This window comes from Actinomadura rifamycini DSM 43936 (assembly GCF_000425065.1).
In the GTDB taxonomy this organism is placed as follows: Bacteria; Actinomycetota; Actinomycetes; order Streptosporangiales; family Streptosporangiaceae; genus Spirillospora; species Spirillospora rifamycini.
This window is the reverse complement of the sequence record NZ_AULB01000009.1, coordinates 82584-104831: the sequence shown is the minus strand read 5'-3', so window position 1 is coordinate 104831 and position 22248 is coordinate 82584. Positions and strand designations below refer to the sequence as shown.

General features: G+C 73.8%; 17 protein-coding genes. 11 read left to right on the top strand and 6 right to left on the bottom strand.

From position 1 onward, the window contains the following. The first annotated feature begins 18 nt into the window (after positions 1-18). From H505_RS0107270 to H505_RS0107260, 3 genes are all read left to right on the top strand, one after another. A complete protein-coding gene (locus H505_RS0107270) occupies positions 19-846 on the top strand; it encodes a carbohydrate ABC transporter permease (RefSeq protein ID WP_026401460.1) in 828 nt (275 codons plus the stop codon). Then, complete coding sequence (locus tag H505_RS0107265) at positions 843-4574, top strand: glycosyl hydrolase (protein ID WP_051300383.1); 3732 nt, start codon at positions 843-845, stop codon at positions 4572-4574. The genes H505_RS0107270 and H505_RS0107265 overlap by 4 nt, the downstream gene beginning before the upstream one ends. 111 nt (positions 4575-4685) lie before the next feature. Beyond that, entirely contained in the window at positions 4686-6125 is a 1440-nt protein-coding gene (locus tag H505_RS0107260; RefSeq protein ID WP_026401458.1) for an L-fucose/L-arabinose isomerase family protein, read from the top strand. Between the two features lie 96 nt (positions 6126-6221). Here H505_RS0107260 and H505_RS0107255 read toward each other — a convergent pair whose 3' ends face one another. Further along, positions 6222-7832 carry an alkaline phosphatase D family protein gene (locus tag H505_RS0107255; RefSeq protein WP_026401457.1) on the bottom strand — a complete coding sequence of 537 codons (1611 nt, stop codon included), beginning with the start codon at positions 7830-7832 and terminating at the stop codon, positions 6222-6224. A 326-nt stretch (positions 7833-8158) separates the two neighbouring features. On the opposite strand from H505_RS0107255, the gene H505_RS0107250 reads away from it, so the two are divergent. Then, positions 8159-8932 (top strand): MerR family transcriptional regulator, encoded by a 774-nt coding sequence (locus H505_RS0107250; RefSeq protein WP_026401456.1) that lies wholly within the window; start codon positions 8159-8161, stop codon positions 8930-8932. 76 nt (positions 8933-9008) lie between these two features. Here H505_RS0107250 and H505_RS0107245 read toward each other — a convergent pair whose 3' ends face one another. Then, positions 9009-9824 (bottom strand): ABC transporter permease, encoded by an 816-nt coding sequence (locus tag H505_RS0107245; protein ID WP_026401455.1) that lies wholly within the window; start codon positions 9822-9824, stop codon positions 9009-9011. After that, positions 9821-10765 (bottom strand): daunorubicin resistance protein DrrA family ABC transporter ATP-binding protein, encoded by a 945-nt coding sequence (locus tag H505_RS0107240; RefSeq protein ID WP_026401454.1) that lies wholly within the window; start codon positions 10763-10765, stop codon positions 9821-9823. The genes H505_RS0107245 and H505_RS0107240 overlap by 4 nt, the downstream gene beginning before the upstream one ends. A gap of 87 nt (positions 10766-10852) precedes the next feature. Here H505_RS0107240 and H505_RS40300 point away from each other — a divergent pair, with 87 nt between their 5' ends. Then, on the top strand, positions 10853-11761 hold the full coding sequence (locus H505_RS40300) for a TetR/AcrR family transcriptional regulator (RefSeq protein ID WP_084549952.1): 909 nt from the start codon (positions 10853-10855) through the stop codon (positions 11759-11761). 13 nt (positions 11762-11774) lie between these two features. Here the strand turns inward: H505_RS40300 and H505_RS0107230 are convergent, their stop codons facing one another. Then, on the bottom strand, positions 11775-12404 hold the full coding sequence (locus H505_RS0107230) for an LUD domain-containing protein (RefSeq protein WP_026401453.1): 630 nt from the start codon (positions 12402-12404) through the stop codon (positions 11775-11777). A 157-nt stretch (positions 12405-12561) separates the two neighbouring features. Between H505_RS0107230 and sigJ the strand changes: the two genes are divergently transcribed. From sigJ to H505_RS0107205, 5 genes are all read left to right on the top strand, one after another. Continuing rightward, positions 12562-13488, top strand: coding sequence for an RNA polymerase sigma factor SigJ (gene sigJ, locus H505_RS0107225; protein ID WP_026401452.1), 927 nt, complete (start codon positions 12562-12564; stop codon positions 13486-13488). A gap of 175 nt (positions 13489-13663) precedes the next feature. Next, a complete protein-coding gene (locus tag H505_RS0107220; RefSeq protein WP_026401451.1) occupies positions 13664-15388 on the top strand; it encodes a S8 family serine peptidase in 1725 nt (574 codons plus the stop codon). Positions 15389-15478: 90 nt separating this feature from the next. Further along, a complete protein-coding gene (locus H505_RS52295) occupies positions 15479-15601 on the top strand; it encodes a hypothetical protein (RefSeq protein WP_281173413.1) in 123 nt (40 codons plus the stop codon). Between the two features lie 46 nt (positions 15602-15647). Next, positions 15648-16301 (top strand): hypothetical protein, encoded by a 654-nt coding sequence (locus tag H505_RS40295; RefSeq protein ID WP_034517011.1) that lies wholly within the window; start codon positions 15648-15650, stop codon positions 16299-16301. A gap of 138 nt (positions 16302-16439) precedes the next feature. Continuing rightward, a complete protein-coding gene (locus H505_RS0107205; protein WP_245592459.1) occupies positions 16440-18956 on the top strand; it encodes an excinuclease ABC subunit UvrA in 2517 nt (838 codons plus the stop codon). A gap of 325 nt (positions 18957-19281) precedes the next feature. Here the strand turns inward: H505_RS0107205 and H505_RS47380 are convergent, their stop codons facing one another. Together H505_RS47380 and H505_RS0107195 are read right to left on the bottom strand one after the other, a co-directional pair. Further along, positions 19282-20346: a glycoside hydrolase family 25 protein gene (locus H505_RS47380; RefSeq protein ID WP_051300382.1), complete on the bottom strand. Its 1065-nt coding sequence runs from the start codon at positions 20344-20346 to the stop codon at positions 19282-19284. Between the two features lie 104 nt (positions 20347-20450). Continuing rightward, positions 20451-21299 carry a helix-turn-helix transcriptional regulator gene (locus H505_RS0107195; RefSeq protein WP_026401449.1) on the bottom strand — a complete coding sequence of 283 codons (849 nt, stop codon included), beginning with the start codon at positions 21297-21299 and terminating at the stop codon, positions 20451-20453. Between the two features lie 138 nt (positions 21300-21437). Between H505_RS0107195 and H505_RS0107190 the strand changes: the two genes are divergently transcribed. Further along, on the top strand, positions 21438-22217 hold the full coding sequence (locus H505_RS0107190) for an NAD(P)H-dependent oxidoreductase (protein ID WP_026401448.1): 780 nt from the start codon (positions 21438-21440) through the stop codon (positions 22215-22217). Positions 22218-22248 lie beyond the last annotated feature (31 nt).

Here is a 22248-nt window from a genome sequence, read left to right as displayed (position 1 = left end):
CCTCGGAAAGGACTCAGCATGAACCCCAGGTACGGGCTGCGCACCTTCGGCCTGGAGCTGGTGATGATCGCCGCCGCCGTGGCCTTCCTGTTCCCGGTGTACGCGCTGATCACGATGTCGTTCAAGGATCCCCGGCAGATCGCCGAGTCGCCGCTGGCGCCGCCGTCCAGCCCCGCCCTGGACAACTACGCCAACGCCTGGACGCGCGCCGAGATCGGCCCCGCGCTGATGAACAGCACGGTCATCACGGTGGTCAGCCTGATCGCGCTGATCGCGATCGGCTCGCTGGCCGCCTACCACCTGTCGCGGCAGGTGACGCGGCTGGGCTACGCGATGTACATGCTGTTCCTGCTGGGCATCGTGCTGCCGTTCCAGCTCGGCATGATCCCGCTGTTCAAGATGGTGGACTCGGCCGGGCTGCTCGGCACCTATCCCGGGATCATCGTCTTCTACACCGGCATCCAGCTGCCCTTCACGATCTTCCTGTACACGGGGTTCGTCCGGGCGCTGCCGCGCGACTACGCCAACGCGGCCCTGATCGACGGCGCCGGGCACTTCCGCGCGTTCACCCAGGTGGTGTTCCCGCTGCTGCGGCCGATCACCGGCACGGTGCTGATCCTCAACGCGGTGTTCATCTGGAACGACCTGCTGACGCCGCTGCTCTACCTGGGCGGCTCCACGCGGGAGACGGTCCCGGTGCGGATCTTCGCGTTCGTCGGCCAGTACGTCTCCGACAACGGGCTGGTGTTCGCGGGGCTCGTGCTGGCGTCGCTGCCGATCCTGGCGGTGTTCCTGGTGCTGCAGAAGTACGTCATCAAGGGCTTCGCCAGCGGGCTGAAAGGATGAGCACCGCGATCCCGCCGCGGCTGCGGGCCGTGCTGGACGCGCCGCCGCGCACCCACTCCCCCGCGCCGATCTGGTGGTGGAGCGGCGAACGGCTGGACCGGCGGCGCCTGCGCGACCAGCTCGAGCGGTTCGCGTCCGGCGGCGTGTACAACCTCGTGGTCCTGAACCTGGCGCCGTCCGGTCCGATGTTCGGCGCGGACGCGGACGAGCCGGCGTTCTTCACCGACGCCTGGTGGGAGCTGCTCGACGGCGTCTGCGAGGACGCCCTGGAGCTGGGCGTCTCGCTCTGGTTCTACGACCAGCTCGGGTTCTCGGGCGCCGACCTGCAGGCGCGGCTGGTGCGGGACGCGCCCGCGTTCGCCGGGCAGTGGCTCGGCCGGGACGGCGGCGTCTCCGCGCGCGGTTTCGACTACCTGTCGGCGGAGGCGTGCGCCGCCCTGCTGGACCGCGTCCACGGCGAGTACGAGCGGCGGCTGGGGCATCGGCTCGGCACCGCCATCGTCGGCTCCTTCCAGGACGAGCTGCCGTCGATCCCCACCTGGACCCGGGAGTTCGCCGCGGAGTTCGCCGCCCGCCGCGGCTACGACCTCGCCCCGCACCTGCCGTCCCTGTGGCGGGGAGGGGACGAGGCGGACCTGCGGGTCCGGCGCGACTACCACCTGACCCGGGGGGAACTGGCCGAGGAGGCGTTCTTCCGCCCGCTGGCCGAATGGCACCGGCGGCACGGGCTGCTGCACGGCTGCGACCAGCAGGACCCCGCGCGCGCCGGGCATCCCGTGGACGGCGTCCGGCTGTACGCCGACTACGCCCGCACCCACCGCTGGTTCGGTGCCCCGGGCTCCGACCACCACGGCGACGCGCGGGTGCACTCGTCCCTGGCCCACCTGTACGGGCGCGACCGGGTGTGGATCGAGGCGTTCCACTCCAGCGGGTGGGGCGGGACGCTGGAAGAGACCTTCGACTGGCTCCTGCCGTGGCTGCGCGCGGGCGCCACCCTCTTCAACCCGCACGCCGCCTACTACACCACCAAGGCCGGCTGGTGGGAGTGGGCGCCGCCGTCCACGGACTGGCGCCAGCCCTACTGGCGGCACCACCGCGTCTTCGCCGAGGCCGTCACGCGTCTGTGCGCGGCCCTGTCCCTCGGACGGCACGTGTGCGACGTGGCCGTCCTGTTCCCCACGGCGACCGCGCAGGCCGGGTCCCGGCTGGACGGCGTCGACGCGTTCGCCGCCGAGGCCCAGGAGACCTACCGGGCGCTGGTCGGCGACATGGCGTGGTTCCAGATGGTTCCGGGCGTCCTGGACCGGTCGGGGGTCGACGCCGACGTCGTGGACGACGACTCGGTGCGGCGCGCCGCGGTCCGCGACGGGCAGCTGGCGGTGGCGGGCGAGTCCTACGGGACGGTGCTGCTGCCGGCGTGCACGGTGCTGGAGGGCGACACCGCCCGCCGCTTCCTCGAACTGGTCGAGGCCGGCGGGCGGGTCGTCGCGATCGGCCCGCCGCCCCGGCTCGGCGTCGGCGACCCCGGGGCCGGCGCGGCCGTGGCCCGGCTGGCGTCCCGCGTCGAGACCGTCGCCGACGCCGAATCCCTCGTGCCCGTCCTGCGGGGCGCGCGGCGGGTGGAGGCGCCCGTCCCCGCCCTGGTGCGCGAGGTGGACGGCGCGACGGTCGTGTTCGTGACGGCCAGCGCCGCGATGGCCAGCCGCGTGTCGGTGGGCCGCCCCGACGAACGCGGCATCGACCTGGGCTGGCTGGACGTCGCGTACGACTTCGACCCCGGCCGCTACCACCGGGACATGCCGGTGCGGGTCAACGGCGTCGCGGGACCGGCTTTCCTGGCCGGCCCCTTCGGCGGCGAGCCGCGGCCCCTCCCCACGGTGCAGGGGCCGTCGTGGGTCGACGTGGTCGTCCCGTTCGACGACGCGCCCGCCGCTCTGCTGATCTTCCCCGGCGGCGGCGGGGACGGCGCCACGCGGCCGCCGCCCGAGCGCCCCGGCCGCGAGATCGTCCTGGGCTCCGCCTGGGGCATGGAGCTGGTGCCGACGCTCGACAACACGTGGGGCGACTTCGCCCGGCCCCGCGGCGGCATGCCCGTGCTGGAGAGCTGGCGGTTGTCGCACCGGGCCGGCGAGGAGCCGTCCGCAGAGGGCTGGAAGCCGGTCCACGCGACGTTCGGCCCCCACGCGGTCTGGACCGACACCGCCTGGACCGACACCGCCTCGACCGGCGCCGGCCACGAGTGGCGGCCGATCGTCTACTCCGACACCAGGGGGATCCGCAAGGACCCGATCCACCGGGCGGTCCTCGGCCCCAAGGGGCACGTCCCTGAGGAGTTCCTCGACTTCGGCCGGATCGAGGCGGGACGGCAGGTGGTCGTGCGGACGCGCATGACCGTGCCGCCGCCGGGCGGCCACCTGGTGATCGGGGCTCCGGCCGCGAAGACCGCCGTCCTGGACGGCGAGGCCGTGCCGCTGGACGACCACGGGTACCTGGCGGTGTCCGAGGCCCGGCTCCCCGCGGGCGAGTACACGCTGGAAGTTCGGCTGGTGCCGGAGGAGGACCTGCGGCTGCGCGGCCACCTGTCCGTCACCGCCGACCCCGCCGCCTGCGCGCGGCCCGAGTGGATGACCGCGCACGGCGACCCGCGTCCCGGCGCGGAGGTCGCGTTCACGGCGCGGCTGCCGGACGGCGGTGCGGGCGTCCTCCAGGTGGCGTCCGCCGCCGCCTGCCGCGTCCTGGTCGACGGCGTGGAGATCGGCCGCCAGGGCGGCTTCGAACCGTACGCCGAGCAGGACACGCCCCGCGTGGGCCGCTACACGCTTCCCGGCGGGACCGGCTCGCGGCTCACCGTCGTCCTCACCGAGGACCGGGCGCCCGCGAGCGTCCTGGTGGACGGCCCGGTCGTCTCCGGCGCCGGCTGGCGGGCGTCCCGTGCGGGGACGGCGGTGCGGGTCGTCGCCGGGCGCGCCCAGCACGGCGACCCGGCGGCCCTGCACCTGCACCGGCGCCCGCATCCCCTCCCCGGCGCCGGCTGGCTGGACGGCCGGGACGACGGCGGCGCCGTCCTGCCCGCGGTCTTCGCCGTCCCGGGCGCGGGCCCGCGCACCGAGTGGCTGCGCTGCACGGTCCCTCCGGGCGCGACCCGCATGCGGTTCACCGCCCGGGCCGAGGTCGCCGGCGTCGTCCTGGACGGCATCGCGCTGCGCCACACGCGGATCGGCGACGCCGTCGAGGTCGAGCTGCCCGGCGACCGCCGCCCGGCCGGGACCGCGGAGATGCGGCTGCGCACCGACCCGGGCCACCGGGAGGGCGCCGCCCTCGCCGGACCCGTCCGGTTCGAGGTCGGCCCCGGCACGATCGAGCCGGGCGACTGGGAGGACGCGGGTCTGGCGGGCTACAGCGGCGGCGTCCGCTACCGCCGGACCCTCGACCTGGACGCCGACCCCGGGCGGGCCGAACTCGACCTCGGCGGCGTCCGAGGCACCGCCGAGGTGGCGGTGAACGGGACCTCGGCGGGCGTCCGGATCTGCGCCCCGTACGTCTTCGACCTGGGCACCGCGCTGCGCGAAGGCCGCAACGAGATCGACGTCGTCGTCTACGGCACCCTCGCCCCGTACCTGGACGACGCCAGTCCGACCCACTTCGTCTTCGAGGGCCAGCGGACCACCGGTCTGCTGGGGCCGGTGGTCCTTCGCGTGACCGAGAAGGTCTCCCCGCCGCCCGGCTGACGCCGCGCCCCCTGCACATCTCCGGGAGGAGTGCCGCATGACCGGAGCCCGGCACCGCACGGCCCGTCCCCTTCACGAGCGCGCGAAGCGCACCGACAGAGGAGAAGCCCGATGAGTGAGGCGATCACCGACCGCACGCTGCTGCCGCCCTTCGTCCGCCGCAAGACCCGCATCGGTCTGGTGGCGGGCGGGCTGGGCACGTACTGGCCCCAGTTCCCCGGCCTCCTGCCCCAGCTCCAGGAATCCGCCCGGCGGGTCTCGGAGCGGTTCCGGGACATGGACGCCGAGGTCACCGACGTCGGCTTCATCTCCGACGCGCAGGAAGGCGCGGCGGCCGCCGAGCGGCTGCGGAAGGCCGACTGCGACCTGATCGTCATGTTCCTGACGACCTACCTCACCGCCTCGATGGTGCTCCCGATCGCCCAGCGGTCGAACACGCCCGTCCTGGTCATCGACCTGCAGCCGACCGAGAAGATGGACCACGCGACGTTCGGGACGGGCGACTGGCTGGCGTACTGCGGGCAGTGCGCCGTCCCCGAGGTCGGCAACGTGTTCCGCCGGGCGGGCATCCCCTTCCGCTCGGTGTCCGGCCACCTCGAGCAGGAGTCGGCGTGGACGCGCATCGAGCGGTGGATCCAGGCCGCGAAGATCCGCGCGGCCCTGCGCCACGCCCGCCACGGGCTCATGGGCCACCTGTACCCGGGCATGCTCGACGTCTCCACCGACCTGACCCTGCTGCCCGCCACGTTCGGCAGCCACGTCGAGGTCCTGGAGTTCGACGACCTGCGCCACCGGGTGGAGCAGGTCACCGACGCCGAGGCGGCGGCCAGGATGGACCTCGCGCGGCAGGTCTTCACGCTCGACCCGAGCGTGGACGACGACGACTTCGCCTGGGGCGCCCGCGTCTCGGTCGGCCTCGACCGGCTGGTCGAGGACTTCGAGCTGGACAGCCTCGCCTACTACCACCGGGGCCTGGACGGCGAGCTGCACGAGCGCCTCGGCGCCGGGATGATCCTCGGCGCGTCGCTGCTGACCGCCCGCGGGCTGCCCGCGACCGGCGAGTACGAGCTGCGCACGTCCGTCGCCCAGCTCGCCACCCAGGTCGTCGGTGCGGGCGGGTCGTTCTGCGAGATCCAGTCCCTCAACTTCGAGGACGGCGTCGTGGAGATGGGCCACGACGGGCCCGCCCACCTCGCCGTCGCGAGCCGCGACCCGCTGCTGCGCGGCCTGGGCGTCTACCACGGCAAGCGGGGCTGGGGCGTGTCCGTCGAGTTCGACGTCCAGCACGGCCCCGTCACGCTGCTCGGCGTGGGGCAGGACCGCGACGGGACGCTCGCGTTCATCGCCGCCGAGGGCGACGTCGTGCCGGGGCCGCTGCTCGAGATCGGCAACACCACCAGCCGCGTGGACTTCGGCCGCGACCCGGGCGAGTGGGTCGACGACTGGTCGGCCACCGGCATCGGCCACCACTGGTCCCTGTCGGTGGGGCACCGCGCCGGCGTCTACCGCGCCGCCGCGGACCTCCTCGGCGTCCCCTTCCGCGAGGTCTGACCGCGGCGCCGCGACGCGGCGCCGCCCGGAGGCGCCGCCCGGAGGCGGGGGCCCGCGGGCCCCCGCCTCCGGCACGGCCGCTCACCGTGCGCCGGGTCAGGCCGGCTGGACGCCCGGGGTGCGGTCCTCGACGACGAAGGACGCCCGGGTGGACACCGGCGCGCCCGGCCTGGTGACGTACGGCATCACGCGGAAGTCGCTGCGCCAGCGGTTCCGGTCGACGTTGACCCTGACGTAGCCGCGCTGGGCGTTGTAGAACCGCATGTGCGGGTTCGCCTCCAGGAACGTGCGGCCGAGGTCGTCGATGTCGGCGCCGTCACCGCCGCTGGTGATGGACGTCGTGGTGAACTCGGTCGCGACGGTCGGCGAGCCGGGCTCGTCGAAGTCGCGCTTGAGGTCGACGGCGTAGTTCTGGTGGCGGTCGCCGCTCAGCACGACGAGGTTCCGCAGACCGTGCTCGTGCGCGGCGGACAGCACCTTGTTGCGGTCGGCCACGTAGCCGTCCCACGGGTCGACCCACACGTCCTTGGCCGGCCCGGGAGCCCAGTCGGTCTCGGTCATCGGAACCTGGTTGCCGAGGATCTGCCAGCGCGCCCGCGAGCGGGCGAAGCCGTCCAGCAGCCAGCGGCGCTGCTCGTCGCCCAGGATCGTGCGGGAGGCGTCGAACCGCTCGTCGCAGGAGCTGGTGCGGCCCGTCCCGTTGCCGTACGAGCACGCCTGGATGTCGCGGTGGCTGCGCGTGTCGATCATCGTGAACTCGGCGAGCCTGCCGTAGGACAGCCTGCGGTGCAGCCGGATGTTCGGCCCCGACGGCAGCTGGGCGCGGCGCAGCGGCAGGTTCTCGTAGAACGCCTGGAACCCCGCGGCCTTGCGGGCGGCGAACTCGGCCGGATCGGGGTTCGGGTCGCGCCCCATGATGACCGTGTCGTTCGCCCAGTCGTTCACGACCTCGTGGTCGTCCAGCGTGTGGATCCACGGGCACTGCGCATGCGCCCGCTGCAGCGGCTCCTCGGACTTGTACAGCGAGTACTGGAGGCGGTACCGGGCCAGGTCGAACGTCTCGCTGCCGAACTGCGGCGGCACGCTCACCCCGCGCCGGTTGTTGTCGGTGAGCTCGTACTCGTAGATGTAGTCGCCGAGATGGACGATGAGGTCGAAGTCCTCGTCGGCCATGTGGTCGAAGGCCGTGAAGTACCCGTCCTGCCATGCCTGGCAGGACGCGACGCCGAACGACAGCGCGGCCGGCATCGACCGGGCGGCGGGCATGGTACGGGTGCGGCCGACCGGGGAGATCTCTCCGGCGGCGCGGAAGCGGTAGTAGTACTCGCGGCCGGGAGCGAGCCCGGAGATCTCCGGGTGCACCGAGTGCCCGAGCTCGGGCGAGGCCACGGCCGAGCCGCGCCGCGCGATCTGCTTGAACCGCTCGTCCCGCGCCACCTCGTACTCGACCTCGATGCGGCGGTCGGGCATCCCGGCCTTGCCGTCGGCGGCGAACGGCTCGGGGGCCAGCCGCGTCCAGAGGACGAAGCCGTCCGGTGACGGGTCGCCGGACGCGACGCCCAGCGTGAACAGCCCGGACTTGCGCAGCGTGTAGGCGTGCGCGGCGGTCGCGCCCAGCGCGCCGGTGCCGAGCAGGACGGTGGCCGCACCGGCCCCGCCCCATCCAAGGAATCTGCGCCGGGACAGCGGGACGGCATGCGAAGACATTCGGACCTCCTGCGCTTCGGGGGGTGGAGCAAGGGGCCCTTCCGTCGGGGGACGGGAGGGTGGCGGCGGCCGGCCAGCGATGATCGTATGACAGAACGACCACAAATATAACGACTTGTTTTGCTAACATCCCAGTGCTAGATGTGAACAAGCCATGAACGGATCAGACGCCGGTTCCACACGTCCCGTGACGGCCGCACCGCCACACCGCTCGCCCGATCACCGCCCGTCCGGCGGCCGTCGCGACCGGCCCGCCGATCACGGGCGGCCGCGCCGGAGGGCGAAGGCTTGACCTTCGAGTCGGGTCGAAGGTCTACCGTCGGCCCATGAGCACGATGCGGATCTCCCGGCTCGCCGAGCGCTCCGGCGTCCCGGCCACCACCCTGCGCTTCTACGAGTCGGCCGGCCTGCTGCCCGCCGAGCGGTCCCCGGCCGGCCACCGGCTGTACGGGGAGGACTCGGTGGACCGCCTGGCGTTCATCGGCGCGGCCAAGCGTCTCGGGCTGCCGCTGGACGAGGTCTCCGAGCTGCTCGGGGTGCGGGAGTCGGGCGCCTGCGCGGACGTGAAGGCCGATCTGCGGCCGCGCGTCGCCGCCCGGATCGCCGACGCCGAGGCGCGCGCCGCCGAGCTGGCCGCCTTCACCGCCGCCCTGCACCGGACGCTGCGGCACCTGGACTCGCTGCCTGACCGGCCCGGCCCCTGCGATGCCGGATGCGGGTTCCCCGCCGACGAAGCCCGGGCCCCTCACCCGGTCGACGCCGCCTCCCGTCCCCGGCGGCGGGTCCCCGAGGGCGGGGGCGGACGCCGGCGGAGCGCCCCGGTCGCCTGTTCGCTGGACGGCGGCGACCTCGCCGCCCGCATCGCCCGGTGGCGGGGGCTGACCGACGGTGCGGCGCGGCGGGAGACCGACGGCGGGATCCGGTTCACCCTGCCCGCCGGCCGGGCCGCCGACGTCGCGGCGCTCGCCGCCGCCGAGCAGCGGTGCTGCCCGTTCATCGGGTTCCGCCTCGAACTCGACGGCGCCGAACTGCACCTGGAGGTCCGCGCGGAAGGCGAAGGCGCCGCCATGCTGACCGACCTGTTCGGCCCGGGAACCTGAACCGGTGACCGGGCCGGGTGCCCGCCCGGCGCCCGTCCCGTCGTCGCCGTGCCCGGCCTGGACGGCTCCGCCGGTCTTACCGGCCCCTGCGCTTGTACGTGCGGACGGACAGGGGGACGAACACCGCCAGCAGCCCGGCCGACCACAGCAGGACGGCGGCCACCGGATGCGCGAGCGGCCAGGCCGCGTCCCCGGACGGGGCGCCCGGGTTGCCGAACAGCTCGCGGGCGGCCGCGGTGAGCGCGCTCACCGGGTTCCAGTCCGCCGCGAACCGCAGCCACGCGGGCATGCCGTCGGTCGGGACGAACGAGTTCGACAGCATCGTGAACGGCAGGAACAGCGGCACCAGCTGGTCGGCGACCTGGTCGTTCCGCACCACCAGCCCCACGTAGACGCCCACCCAGCTCAGCGCGTACCGCAGCACCAGCATCAGCAGGAACGCCTGCGCCGCCGGGAGCACGCCGCGGTGCGGCTGCCAGCCCACCAGCAGACCCGCCCCCACCATGATCGCCATGGTCGGCAGGCCCGTCGCCAGGTCGGCGCCGGTCTGCCCGAACGGCACCGCCGACCGCGCCATCGGCATGGCGCGGAACCGGTCCATCACCCCGCGGGAGGCGTCGGCGGCCACCCGCGTCGTGACGCCCATCACCGCCGCGAAGGTCACCATCGAGTACAGCCCGGGCATGAGGTACTCGCGGTAGTCGCCGCCGCCCGGCACCTGGATCGCGCTGCCGAACACGTACCCGAACAGCACCACCATGACGGCCGGGAAGATCAGCGCGGCGACGATCTCGCCCGGTTCGCGCCGCAGCCGGTCCAGCTCGCGGCCGATCAGGGTCAGCCCGTCGGCGACCGTCCAGCGCAGGCGGCCCGCGGGGGCGAGGACGCTCATCGGGCGGTCTCCTCGCGGTCGGTGAGGCGCAGGAACACCTCGTCGAGCGTGGGGCGGCGCAGGCTCACGTCGGCGGCCGCGACCCCGGCGCGGTCGAGTTCGCGGACGATGTCGGCGAGCCGGAGGCCGCCGGCGGGCAGGGCGACGCTGAGCCGGTCGGCGCCCGTCATCGCGGGGTCGGTCCCGGCCAGGGCGTTCAGGACGACCGCCGCCGGACGCAGCGCGCCGGGGTCGGCGAGGACGACGTCGAGCCGGTCCCCGATCGCGGCCTTCAGCTCGTCCGGCGTGCCCGTGGCGACCACCTTCCCCCGGTCGATGACGGCGATGTCGTCGGCCAGCCGGTCGGCCTCCTCCAGGTACTGCGTGGTGAGCAGCACCGTGGTGCCGTCCGCCACCAGTTCGCGGACCATGTCCCAGATCTCGCCGCGGCCGCGCGGGTCGAGGCCGGTGGTCGGCTCGTCCAGGAACAGCACCTCGGGGCGCAGGATGAGGCTGGCGACCAGGTCGAGGCGGCGCCGCATGCCGCCGGAGTAGCCGACCACCCGGCGGTCGGCGGCGTCCAGCAGGCCGAAGCGTTCGAGCAGCTCGTCGGCCCGCCGGCGCGCCTCGCGCCGCGGCAGGTGGTAGAGCCGCCCGAACATGCGCAGGTTGCCGCGGCCGGTGAGTTTCTCGTCGACGGCGGCGTACTGGCCCGCGAGCCCGATGCGCCGCCGCACCTCGTCGGCCTCGCGGACGACGTCGTGCCCGGCGATGCGGGCGTGCCCGGCGTCGGGGTCGGACAGGGTCGCCAGGATGCGCACCGCGGTCGTCTTCCCGGCGCCGTTCGGGCCGAGCACCCCGCAGACCGTCCCTCTCGGGACGCTCAGGTCCAGGCCGCGCAGCGCATGGGTGTCGCCGAAGGACTTGTGCAGCCCCTCGGCCACCACGATCGGATCCGCCATGAACCCTCCATTGGGTACAATGTAAGCAGTTATGGCGGGCAGCGTAAGATACTGGATACCGTGTACGCAACCGGGGAGGTGGCACGCGTGGCCGACGCCGAGTACGTGAGCATCTGGATGCGGCCGGAGCGCCCCGCCCGCGGGCCGCGGCCGGCCTACAGCCGCGCCCAGATCACCGAGGCCGCGATCCGCATCGCCGACGCCGAGGGGCTCGAGGCCGCCACCATGCGGCGGATCGCCGCCGAGATCGGCGCGGGCGCGATGTCGCTCTACCGGTACGTCCCGAGCCGCGACGACCTGGTCGAGCTCATGGCCGACCGGCTGCAGGGCGAGATCGACCTGGAGGGCGTGCCGTCCGGCGACTGGCGCGCCGACCTGGCGCGCTACGCCGGCGGGCTGCGCGCGATGTGGCTGCGGCACCCGTGGATCGCCACCGTGCACCGGTCGCTGCCCGGGTTCGGCCCCAACCAACTGCGCCTGATCGAGCGGGTGATGGCGGTCCTGGACCCGTACGTCTCCATCGACGAGAGCCTCAGCCTCCTGTCCATCCTGACCGGCTACGTCGAGAGCGCCGCCCGCGAGGAGGTCGGCCAGGCCGCGGAGGTCCGCCGCAGCGGCCTCACCGCGGCGGAGTGGATGGCCCGGTACTCCCCCTACGTCCGGCGGTTGCTGGAGAGCGGGGAGTACCCGATGCTCACCAAGATCGTCCTGGAGGCGCGCCAGCCGCACCTGGACCACGAGGACCGCTTCCGGTACGGCCTGGAGCGCGTCCTCGACTGCATGGCCCCCGCCCTTTCCGCCGCGGACGGGCCGCCTCCTTCCCGTGACGAAACTTTCGTCACAGCCTCGGAGTGTGACGAAACGGCGGACGCGCCCGCGCCGTCCGCCGTGTGCCCCGTGTGCGGCGACGCCGTCCCGGGAACCGCGACCGGACGTCCCCGCACGTACTGCTCACGGGCATGCCGGCAGCGCGCCTACCGCACCAGGAAAGGGTAGGGCGGCGGACCGGTCAGAACCCGATGGCTTCGCGGAGCAGCAGGACCGTGCCGCGTCCGGGCTCGTGTTCCGCGTTGAGGACGAGAAGGCGGTTGACGGCGCTGGGCCGCCCGTACGCCTCCAGGGCGCGGGCGTTCTCCAGCGGAAGGCAGTGCTCGTCGACGCGGCGCAGCGCGACGCCCAGGTCGGGCACCACCTTCTGCGCGCCGACGACCCAGATCGCGCGGGCGGCGCCGCCGGCGTAGGCGGGCAACTGGCTGCCGCTGCCCGAGGCGACCACGAGGGAGCCGGTCTCGGTGACCGCGTGGACGCTGCCCACGACGACGTCGGGGCAGGCGCGCAGCCGCCGGATGTCGTCCGCGTCGGCGGTGCGGTCCATGGCCAGGGTGCGCGGCTTGACGGCGGCGTAGCGCCCGCCGGCGTTGATGTCCTCATCGATGCCGGACAGGCGGAGGGTCTCGCTGGCGCCGGTGAATACGGCGGCCCCGTCGGGGATGAGCTCCCGGACCCGGGTGCGCGCTGCGGCGGCGCCATCGAGGATCTCGACGGTGAAACCGTGCGCGGTCAGCGCCGCGGCCGCCCGCTCCAGGCGCTGCCCGGACGCCGCGTCGGCGAACGGCGTCTGCGGAACCGAGGTGGTCATGATGTCTTCCAACTCCTTGGTCGCTGGATGATGTGTCGGTCTCAGCGGTTCGACAACGCAGCCCGCGGAATTGTGAGGCCGGTCCGCCGCCTCACATTCCGGCGCCCTGTCTTGTCGGACCGGTGAGAACCGATGCGACCGAGGGAGCCGACCGGCGATGACCACCCGATCCGAGCCGGACCGAAGCCGCCGCGACCCCGGCCTGGACGCGATCGTGCGCGAGCGGCGCCACCTGATCAATCTCGCGTACCGGCTGCTGGGCTCGCTGGCCGAGGCCGAGGACGCCGTGCAGGAGACCTGCACCCGCTGGTACGCCATGTCCCGGCGGGAGCGGGACGCCATCGAGTCGCCCGGCGCCTGGCTGACGACGGTCGCCGGCCGGGTCTGCCTCAACCTGCTCGGCTCGGCCCGGGTCCGGCGGGAGACCTACGTGGGCGAATGGATCCCCGAGCCGCTCCCCGACGGCACCGCCGCCGACCCCGCCGACCGGGTCACCCTGGACGAGTCGGTCGGCATGGCCTTCCTGGTCGTGCTGGAATCGCTGACCCCCGCCGAACGCGTCGCGTTCGTCCTGCACGACGTCTTCTGCCACCCCTTCGCCGACGTGGCGGAGATCGTCGGCCGGACGCCGGCGGCGTGCCGCCAGCTGGCGTCCTCGGCCCGCCGCCGCATCCGGGCCGCGCGGCCTTCCCCGGCGGCCCCGGCGGGCCGGTCCGCCGGCGTCGTCCGGGACTTCAAGCGGGCCTGGGAGGCCAAGGACATCGGCGCCCTGATCGCCCTGCTCGACCCCGACGCCACGGCCGTCGCCGACGGCGGCGGCCTCGCCGCCACCTTCCCGCGCCCCATCGAGGGAGCGGAGCAGGTCGCGCGCGCATGGGTCGAACTCGCCCACCGCAGGCCCGGCACCACGGTGCTCCTGGAACGCACGGTCAACGGCCAGCCCGGACTGGTGGCCCGGCAGGACGGCGCCGTCGTCACGGTGTTCGCCTTCGACGTCGCGTTCGACGTCGCGGGCGACCGGATCAAGCGCATCTGGGTGATACGCAACCCCGACAAGCTACGCCACTGGGGGGCGGTCCCCTGACCCGGACGAACGCGCTCGGAGCGCTCGTCCGACCCCGGCCGCCGCCGCAACTCCCGAACCGAAACACTCCCATTTCGTTACAAGGTCGTACGTAAGCCTCAACCGTCCCGCCGTAGCGTCTCCTGGCTCACCCCCATTTCGGGCGTATCGCCATCTTTTGCCAGGAGGTTGTGCGTTGCGGCGTACCTTGATCACCGCCGCCTGCGCCGTCGTCACCGCGACGACCGCGCTGGCGGTCCCAGCTTCGGCCGGGCCGAACCAGGCATCCGGCCAAGCCTCCGAGTACGTCGTCCTCTACAAGGACGGCGTCTCGCTCACCGATGCCCGCGCGGCCGTCAAGGCGGCCGGGGGCACGATCGTCCGCGAGAACGCCGACGTCGGCGTCGCGACCGTCCGGTCCACCGACGGCGGATTCGCCGCGCAGGCCCGGCAGCAGGGCGCCCTGGACGGCGCGGCCGCCAACCGGGTGATCGGCCGGGCGCCCAAGACCGGCAAGGTCGCCGACCAGTTCGCCGTGGAGAAGGAGGGCCGGGGCCAGACCACCGGCACCACCACCGCCAAGCGCGGGAAGAAGGGCGAGGAGCCCCTCGCCGACCTGCAGTGGGACATGAAGCAGATCCGCGCCACGGCCAAGGGCTCCTACCGGGTCGAGCCCGGTGACCGGCGCGTCACCGTCGGCATCATCGACACCGGCGTCGACGGCTCCCACCCCGACATCGCGCCCAACTTCGACCGGAAGCTGAGCCGCAACTTCACCACCGACATCCCGGTCGACGCCAACGGCGCGGAGATCGACGGCCCCTGCGAGGACGAACCGGACAAGTCCTGCAGCGACCCGGCGGACGTGGACGAGAACGAGCACGGCACCCACGTCGCGTCGACGATCGCCTCGCCCCGCAACGGGCTCGGCATGGCCGGCGTCGCCCCCAACGTCTCGATCGTCAACCTGCGCGCGGGCCAGGACTCCGGCTACTTCTTCCTGCAGGCCACGGTGGACGCGCTCACCTACGCGGGCAAGAACGGCATCGATGTGGTCAACATGAGCTACTACGTCGACCCGTGGCTGTTCAACTGCGCGAACAACCCGGCGGACTCCCCCGCCGACCAGGCCGAGCAGCGCACGATCATCGAGGCGACGAACCGGGCGCTGAACTTCGCGAACCGGCACGGCGTCACCCTGGTCGCCGCCGCGGGCAACGAGGCGATCGACTACACCGAGACCAACATCGACGCGGTCAGCCCGGGCTTCGCGTCCGAGCCCGGCGAGCAGCCCTACGAGCGCACGATCCCGCCGAGCTGCCTCTCCCTGCCCGGCGAGGGCGACCACGTCATCCCGGTCTCCTCGACCGGGATCAGCGAGCGCAAGTCGTACTACTCCAGCTACGGTGACGGCTACATCGCCGTCGCGGCGCCCGGCGGCGACAAGTACGACACCGCCGACCAGAAGATCGACGACAAGGCCGGCATCTGGGCCGCCTACCCCGAGTCGATCGCGCGCGAGCGGGGCGAGCTGAACGCCGACGGCACGCCCAACACCCCGCGGGTGGTGCGCAGCTGCAAGGGCGGCGTCTGCGGGTACTACCAGTCGATCCAGGGCACCTCGATGGCCTCGCCGCACGCGGCGGGCGTCGCGGCACTGATCGTCAGCAGGTACGGCAAGCGCGACCGGGCCAACGGCGGGCTCACCATGGCCCCGGCGGCCGTCCGGTCGGTCCTCACCCGCACCGCGACCGCGACCAAGTGCCCGGCCGGCGGCTCGTACACCTACACCCGGCAGGTCAAGCAGGCGGACGGCTCGTTCGAGGAAGTCGTCACGACCCACGCCTGCGAGGGTTCGAAGCGCCGTAACGGGTTCTACGGCGCGGGCATCGTCGACGCGTTCAGCGCCGTGCGGCGCTGACCCGTCCGTCCCGCACGTCCGCGGCCCCCGACCCTCGAGGTCGGGGGCCGCTTCCATGCCCGGCGGCCCGGTCTTCGTCCCGGCCGGGAGGTGAGCGCGGCGCTCCGGGGGAAAGAACGCCGCGAGCACGAGTCGGCGTTCGAGGTGTTCGGGGTGTGCGAGGTGTTCGAGGTGTTCGGGGCGTCCTTCGGCACGGCGGCCCGCGAGCCCTGAAGGGCGCCGCGCGACCGGCAGGCAGGGAGGGACCGTGGTTCGCTTCATGGACCGCTTCCGTCGGGGTACGTCCACGACCGCGCAGGACGACGCGGAAGGCCCGAGACGGCTCCGCCCGTTCCGGCGCAGGGACCTGCTCCACCGGTCGCTGTACACCATCGCCCACGACGGGCCGGACGGTCCCGGCCGCACCTGGACGGTGGACGTGACCATGCGGGACGTCGGCTGGAAGGCCGAGTTGTACCTGGACGGCGTGTGGCGGGAGCAGAGCGACGTGCCGGCCGTGTTCGCGGTCCCGGACGGGACGATCGAGGTCGAAGCCTCGATGTACGGGGTCACGCGGGCGCACCTGGTCCTGGAGGACGGCGGGGAGCGGCCCCTCGTCCCGGTGGCCGGCACCGCCGAGGACCTGCGCGGCAGGCTGGCCCGCGAGCATCCGCGGCTGAGCCGGACGATCGGGGCCCTCGCGATCGCGGTCCTGGTGGTCAACCTCGTCCTGGCCGTCCCGCAGGCGCTCGAGATCGTCACCGGCCTCCCGCCGATCGCCGACCATGTCGGATCGTTCACGTCCCCGGTCGGCCTGCCGCCGTGGCTCAACGCCGTCCTGGTCGCCGCCGGCGTCCTCGCCGCCACGGAACGGGTTTTGATGCGGCGGAGCAACCGGGTGCTGGACATCGAGACCATCTGGTCGAGTTTCTGACACCGGACGGCCGGTTCTCCAGGCGTCGTCCCGCGTACCCACCAAAAACCTGACAAGAGATGGCGGGTTTCCACGCGAGCATGAGTCCGCCGTCGGCGGATCCGTCCGCCCTGAGTGCCTTGCAGGAGAGGGAGAAGGTTGACTGCATTCGTCCGGGACGTCGCGAGTATGGGGCGCGAGACGATCGACGTGGTGGGGGCTCGTACCAACAACCTGCGGGACGTGTCGGTGAGCATCCCCAAAGGGAGCCTCGTCGCCTTCACGGGGGTGAGCGGCAGCGGCAAGACCTCGCTGGCCGTCGACACCCTGCACAGCGAGGCCCAGCTGCGGTATCTGGAGGGGCTCTCGCCGTTCGTCCGGCAGTACATCACCCAGCGCAACCGGCCGAAGGTCGACCGTGTCCTGGGGCTCGGTGCGACGCTCGCGGTCGACCAGCGCCGCCTGAACCGCAACCCCCGCTCGACGGTCGCGACGATCACCGGCATCGACGGGCACCTGGGGCTGCTGTACTCGCGCCTTCCGGGGCTCGACGCGGACCCGGCGGCGGAGGGCGGCGACGGGCATCTGTCGACGGCGCACTTCGACCGCGACACGCCGGAAGGGGGCTGTCCGGCCTGCCACGGGGCGGGCGGGCGTTGGCAGGCGCAAGAGGACCTGGTCATCACCCACCCGGAGCTTCCGCTCTTCGAGGGTGCCTCCCCCTGGTTCGCGAAGTGGCGGTCGGGAGAGCGGGCGTTCGTGCCCGCGCTCGCGGCGAAGCGGGGCGTGGACCTCGGCCGGCCGTGGCGGTCGCTGCCCGAGGAGTTCCGCCGCTGCGTGCTGTACGGCACGGGCGACGAGAAGGTCGAGGCGAGCGTCGAGATCCCGAACAAGAACGAGACGGCCGTGATGACCTACACCTCGGCGCAGCCGCTGCTGGGCGCGCTCGCCGACGTGGAGCGGGTGTTCGTGAACGCCCGGACGTCCAGTGCCAAGCAGCGCTACCTGCCCTACATGCGCAAGCGGCCCTGCGGCGCCTGCGGCGGCAGCGGGTACGGCCGGGCGGCCCGGTCCGTGCGGCTCGGCGGGCTCGCGTACCCGGACCTGCTCGAGGTGGACGTGCGGGAGGTGCGCGGCTGGGCGACGCGCGTGGCGGACGGCCTGGACCCTCGGCATCGCGAGGTGGGCGAGCCGCTGCTGCAGGACCTGGGCCGCCGGCTCGCCCTCCTCGACCGGCTCGGCCTGGCGCACCTCCGGCTGTCCCGGGGCGCGGCGACGCTGTCCGGTGGCGAGTTGCAGCGGACCCGGCTCGCCGCGCAGCTCGGCACCGAGCTGAGCGGCATCATCTTCGTCCTGGACGAGCCCGGCACCGGGCTGCACCCGGCGGACAAGGCGCACCTGCTCGACATCGCTCTGGAGCTGCGCGACGCCGGCAACACGGTGCTCCTGGTCGAGCACGACCCCGAGCTGATCGCGCGGGCCGACTGGGTGATCGACATGGGCCCCGGCGCCGGCCGGCTCGGCGGCGAGGTCCTCGTGTCGGGGCCGCCCGGCGACGCGGCCGCCCATCCGGAGTCGCTGACCGGCCGGTACCTGGCCGGTGAAGGACCGCGGCCGCGCCGGACCCGCCGCCGGGTCGGGGACGGCACCCGCTGGGTGGAGCTGCACGGCCTGCGCGCGCACAACGTGTCCGCGGAGCTGGTGCGTTTCCCTGTCGGCCGGCTCACCTGCCTGACCGGGGTGAGCGGCAGCGGCAAGAGCAGCCTGCTCGGCGCGCTCGGGGCGGGCGTCGAGGCGGCCCTGCACGGGACGGCCGACGGCGCGGTGCGGGAGGTGACCGGCCTCGACGGGTTCGGCTGGGTCGCCGTCGTCGACCAGGAACCGCTCGGCCGGACGCCGCGGTCCAACCCCGCGACCTACAGCAAGGCGTTCGACATCGTCCGCGGGCTGTTCGCCGGGACGGAGCGGGCGCGCGAGCGCGGAGTCGATGCCTCCTGGTTCAGCTTCAACACCGCGGGCGGCCGCTGCGAGACCTGCACCGGGTACGGCCGCAAGCTGGTCGACATGCACTTCCTCCCGGACGTGTGGGTGGTCTGCGACGCCTGCGAGGGCCGGCGCTACAAGCCGGAGGCACTGGAGATCAGGTACGAGGGGCTGGCCGTCGACGAGGTGCTGGAGCTGACCGTCGCCGAGGCCGTGGAGCGGTTCCCCCGGCCCCGGCGGCTCGCGGAGATCCTGAGCGCCCTGGACCGGGTCGGGCTCGGCTATCTCCGGCTCGGCCAGAGCGCCACGGAGCTGTCCGGCGGCGAGGCGCAGCGGCTGAAGCTGGCGGCCGCGATCCGGCGCGGCGCCGCGGGCCGCGGGGCCGGCCTCGTCGTCCTCGACGAGCCGGTCTCGGGCCTGCACCCCTCCGACGTCCAGCGCGTGGTGGACGCGCTCGACGCGCTGCTCGACTCGGGCGGCACCGTCGTCGTGGCCGAACACGACGTCCCTGTCGCCGCGTCGGCGGACTGGGTCATCGACCTCGGGCCGGGAGCGGGGCCGGACGGGGGCGCGGTGGTGGCGGCGGGAACCCCGGACGCCGTCGCGGCGGCGCACACCCCGACCGCCGGTTTCCTGCGGCGGTACGCGGCGGGCCTGCCGCTCCTGGACGTACGGGACGGCGCTCGCCGCTGACCGGCCGGGCCCGCGGCGAACCGGGCGGGGACGGGCCGGACCCGGCGCGTCCCGCGCGCCGGGTTCACGGCGGGCACGGGGGGGTCGGCGCGGGCGCCCGCCGGCCGGGGCGGCGAGGTCGCGGAGGAGGTCGCGGGCGCGGCGGCGCGGTCGGGGCCGACGGCGACGATGCCGGCCCAGATGTCGGTGGCTCCGGCGTCCAGCAGAGACTGCAGTTGCCTGCGAACGGACGTCTCGTCGCCGCCGAGAGCGGCCTCGGCTGGCGACGATGCGCCACCGAATCCCTGAAGCCTTCCGGCCTCGGGGGCACCGGGCGGAGCGGCGGTCACTCCGGCCAGGCGAACGCCTTCGCGGTACCGCCGACGATCCGGGCGGGCGCCGTCCCGTACTGGACGACCTGGAACCGCACCCGGTACCCGTCGCGGACGGTGTCGGCCGGGAGCGCGTAGTGGACGAACGTGTCGCCGTCGCTCGCGGTGTACTCGGCGATCGGGCCGGCCTCGTAGCCGGAGCCGTCCTCGGCGTTCTCGATCGCGCGGGCCTGCAGTTCGACGCCCTTCGGCAGCCCGCTGACCCGGACGTTCGCGGCCAGGGAGTACCGCGCGGGCCCGACCACGACCGACGGGCCGCCCCGGTTCCAGTGGTGGTGCGAACCGTCGGCGTACTCCTTGCCGAAGTCGACGGTGACCCACTGGTTCGGCGGGAGCTCCTGCGGGGTGTCGACGCCGACGCTGACGTACTCGGGCATGTCGTCCTCGCCCCGTCCCAGGGCGAGCGCCTTGAGCTCGGCGAGGCCGCCGCGGTGGGCGTTGACGTCGCAGGGGCCCGAGATCCCCCGGACGGTGCCGCTGGAGCTGAACTGCAGGACCGAGATCGGCTCTCCGCCGAACGACGTCCACCACGAGGCGGGCACCTTCGCGTACAGCGACTCCGGCGACCCCGACCCGTTCACGTAGTGCGACTGCCAGACCGTGTCGAAGAAGCCGAGGTCCGGGCGTCCGGTCTGCTCCCAGTACCAGCGCGGGTAGTACCCGATCACCGGGTGGCCGCCCGTGCGCTCCTTGAACTCCGCCACCCAGGCCCGGGCGGTCGCCGCGTCCGCGCCGGACGCCTCGACGTCCAGCGCGACGGCGAAGCTGGACACGTCGCCGGCCTTGTCGAGGAAGTACCGGGCCTGGGCGGCGCCGTCCCCGCCGTGCAGGAAGTGGTACGCGCCCGGCAGGAATCCCGAGCCGAGAGCGAGCATCCCGGCGCGGTTGTGGGCCCACGTCGGGTTCGTGTAACCGGTCGACTCGGTCACCTTGGAGAACGCGAACCGGATTCCGTCGCCGAAGACGGCCTTCCAGTCGGGCTCGCCCTGGTAGCTCGCGACGTCCACGCCGTAGATCAACGATGCCTCCTGAAGGTCGAAAGGGGGCCAGAACGGGCAGTATTCCGCCTACGGGGCGTCGGCGGGTCCCGGTATCGCAAAGCGGCGCGCGAGATCGTGTCGAGTTATCTGTGGCGCCGGGCGTGCGTTTCGGAGGGCGCGTCACCGGCGTCCGCGTCCAGGCCGGCGAGCAGGCGCAGCCCGTCTTCGGCGGGGCTGCCGGGAGCCGCGGACAGCACGATCAGCTCCAGGCCCGAGCCGTCCGGGAGGGCGAAGTTCTCCTGGGTCAGTTCCAGCGGCCCGACCAGCGGGTGCCGGAAACTCTTGCGCCCGTGGGTGCGGGCGCGCACGTCGGCGCGGGCCCAGAGGCGGCGGAAGCGCTCGCTGCCCATCGCCAGTTCGCCGATGAGCGAGGCCAGCCGGGAATCGTCCGGGTACTTTCCGGCGGCGAGGCGCAGGTGCCCGACCACGTCGAGGGTGCACCGCTCCCACTCGGCGTACAGACCGCGCTCGGCCTCCTCGAGGAAGATGTGCCGGGCGGTGTTCACGCCCGGCATCGGCCGGCCGTAGAGCAGCCGCGCGAGGCGGTTCCCGGCGAGCACGTCCAGGCGGTGGTCCAGGATCATCGCCGGGGCGCCGGCGACCAGGTCGAGGACGCGCAGCGTCTCCGGCCGGGGCCGCCCGGCCGGGACCCTGGCGCGGCGGCGGCGCTGCCGGGCGAGCCGGGGCAGGTGGCCGCGTTCGGTCTCGTCGAGGCCGAGGACGCGGGCGAGCGCGTCGACGACCTGCTCGGAGGGCTGGGTCGCGCGTCCCTGCTCCAGGCGCACGTAGTAGTCGACGCTGACCCCGGACAGGTGCGCGACCTCTTCGCGGCGCAGCCCCTCGACCCTGCGGCGGCCGTCGACGGGGATGCCGACGGTGTCCGGGGCGACGCGGGCCCGCCGGGTCCGGAGGAAACCCGCGAGATCGTCCACGCCCCCAGTATGGCCTTGCCGGTGCGCGCGAAGGTGGTCCTGCCGTTACCAGGATTCCGCTTCCGACGGAAGCGGCCCCCCTGAACGCCGGGCGCCGCGGCCCGGAGGATCGGGGGCACCCGATCCGAAGGAGTCCCCGTGAAGACGCTGATCGTCTACGCCCACCCGGAGCCGGAGTCGCTCAACGGCTCGCTGAAGGACCTCGCGGTGTCCACCCTGGAGGGCGCCGGGCACGACGTACGGGTGAGCGACCTGTACGCGATGGGCTGGAAGGCCGCCGTGGACGCCGCGGACTACGGCCCCGACGCCTCGGTGCCGCTGAAGGTCGCCCGGGATTCGGGGCGCGCCTTCGACGCCGGGACGCTCACCCCGGACGTCCGCGCCGAGCAGGAGAAGCTGCTGTGGGCCGACACCGTCGTCTTCCAGTTCCCGCTGTGGTGGTACGCGATGCCGGCGATCCTCAAAGGCTGGGTGGACCGGGTGTTCACCTACCGCTTCGCGTACGGCGTCGGCGAGCACAGCGCCACCAGGTACGGGGAGCGCTACGGCGAAGGGACGCTGGCGGGCAGGAGGGCCCTGCTGTCGGTGACCGTCGGCGGCCCGGAGGCGCACTACGCCGCGCGCGGGATCAACGGCCCCATCGACGACCTGCTGTTCCCGTTCCAGCACGGCGTCCTCTTCTACCCGGGCATCGACGTGCTGCCGCCGTTCGTCCTGTACGGCGCCGACCGGATGACCGGCGAGGAGTACCGGGACGCCGCGAAGGCGTGGGAGCAGCGCCTGCTCACCCTGGAGTCGACCGAGCCGATCGCGTTCCGGCGGCAGAACTTCGGCGACTACGAGATCCCCTCGCTGAACCTGAAGGAGGGTCTGGAACCCGCGGGGCGCACGGGCTTCGGACTGCACGTGCGGGGATGACCGCGGACCGGCGCGGCGCGTCCCGCGGACC

Bases quoted from the DNA above. Each gene is read 5' to 3' on its own strand.
- H505_RS0107255 (WP_026401457.1), bottom strand. From the start codon at position 7,832: ATGTCTTCGCATGCCGTCCCGCTGTCCCGGCGCAGATTCCTTGGATGG.
- H505_RS0107260 (WP_026401458.1), top strand. From the start codon at position 4,686: ATGAGTGAGGCGATCACCGACCGCACGCTGCTGCCGCCCTTCGTCCGC.
- H505_RS0107230 (WP_026401453.1), bottom strand. From the start codon at position 12,404: ATGACCACCTCGGTTCCGCAGACGCCGTTCGCCGACGCGGCGTCCGGG.
- sigJ (WP_026401452.1), top strand. From the start codon at position 12,562: ATGACCACCCGATCCGAGCCGGACCGAAGCCGCCGCGACCCCGGCCTG.
- H505_RS0107240 (WP_026401454.1), bottom strand. From the start codon at position 10,765: ATGGCGGATCCGATCGTGGTGGCCGAGGGGCTGCACAAGTCCTTCGGC.
- H505_RS0107245 (WP_026401455.1), bottom strand. From the start codon at position 9,824: ATGAGCGTCCTCGCCCCCGCGGGCCGCCTGCGCTGGACGGTCGCCGAC.
- H505_RS0107250 (WP_026401456.1), top strand. From the start codon at position 8,159: ATGAGCACGATGCGGATCTCCCGGCTCGCCGAGCGCTCCGGCGTCCCG.
- H505_RS40295 (WP_034517011.1), top strand. From the start codon at position 15,648: ATGGACCGCTTCCGTCGGGGTACGTCCACGACCGCGCAGGACGACGCG.
- H505_RS0107270 (WP_026401460.1), top strand. From the start codon at position 19: ATGAACCCCAGGTACGGGCTGCGCACCTTCGGCCTGGAGCTGGTGATG.
- H505_RS0107265 (WP_051300383.1), top strand. From the start codon at position 843: ATGAGCACCGCGATCCCGCCGCGGCTGCGGGCCGTGCTGGACGCGCCG.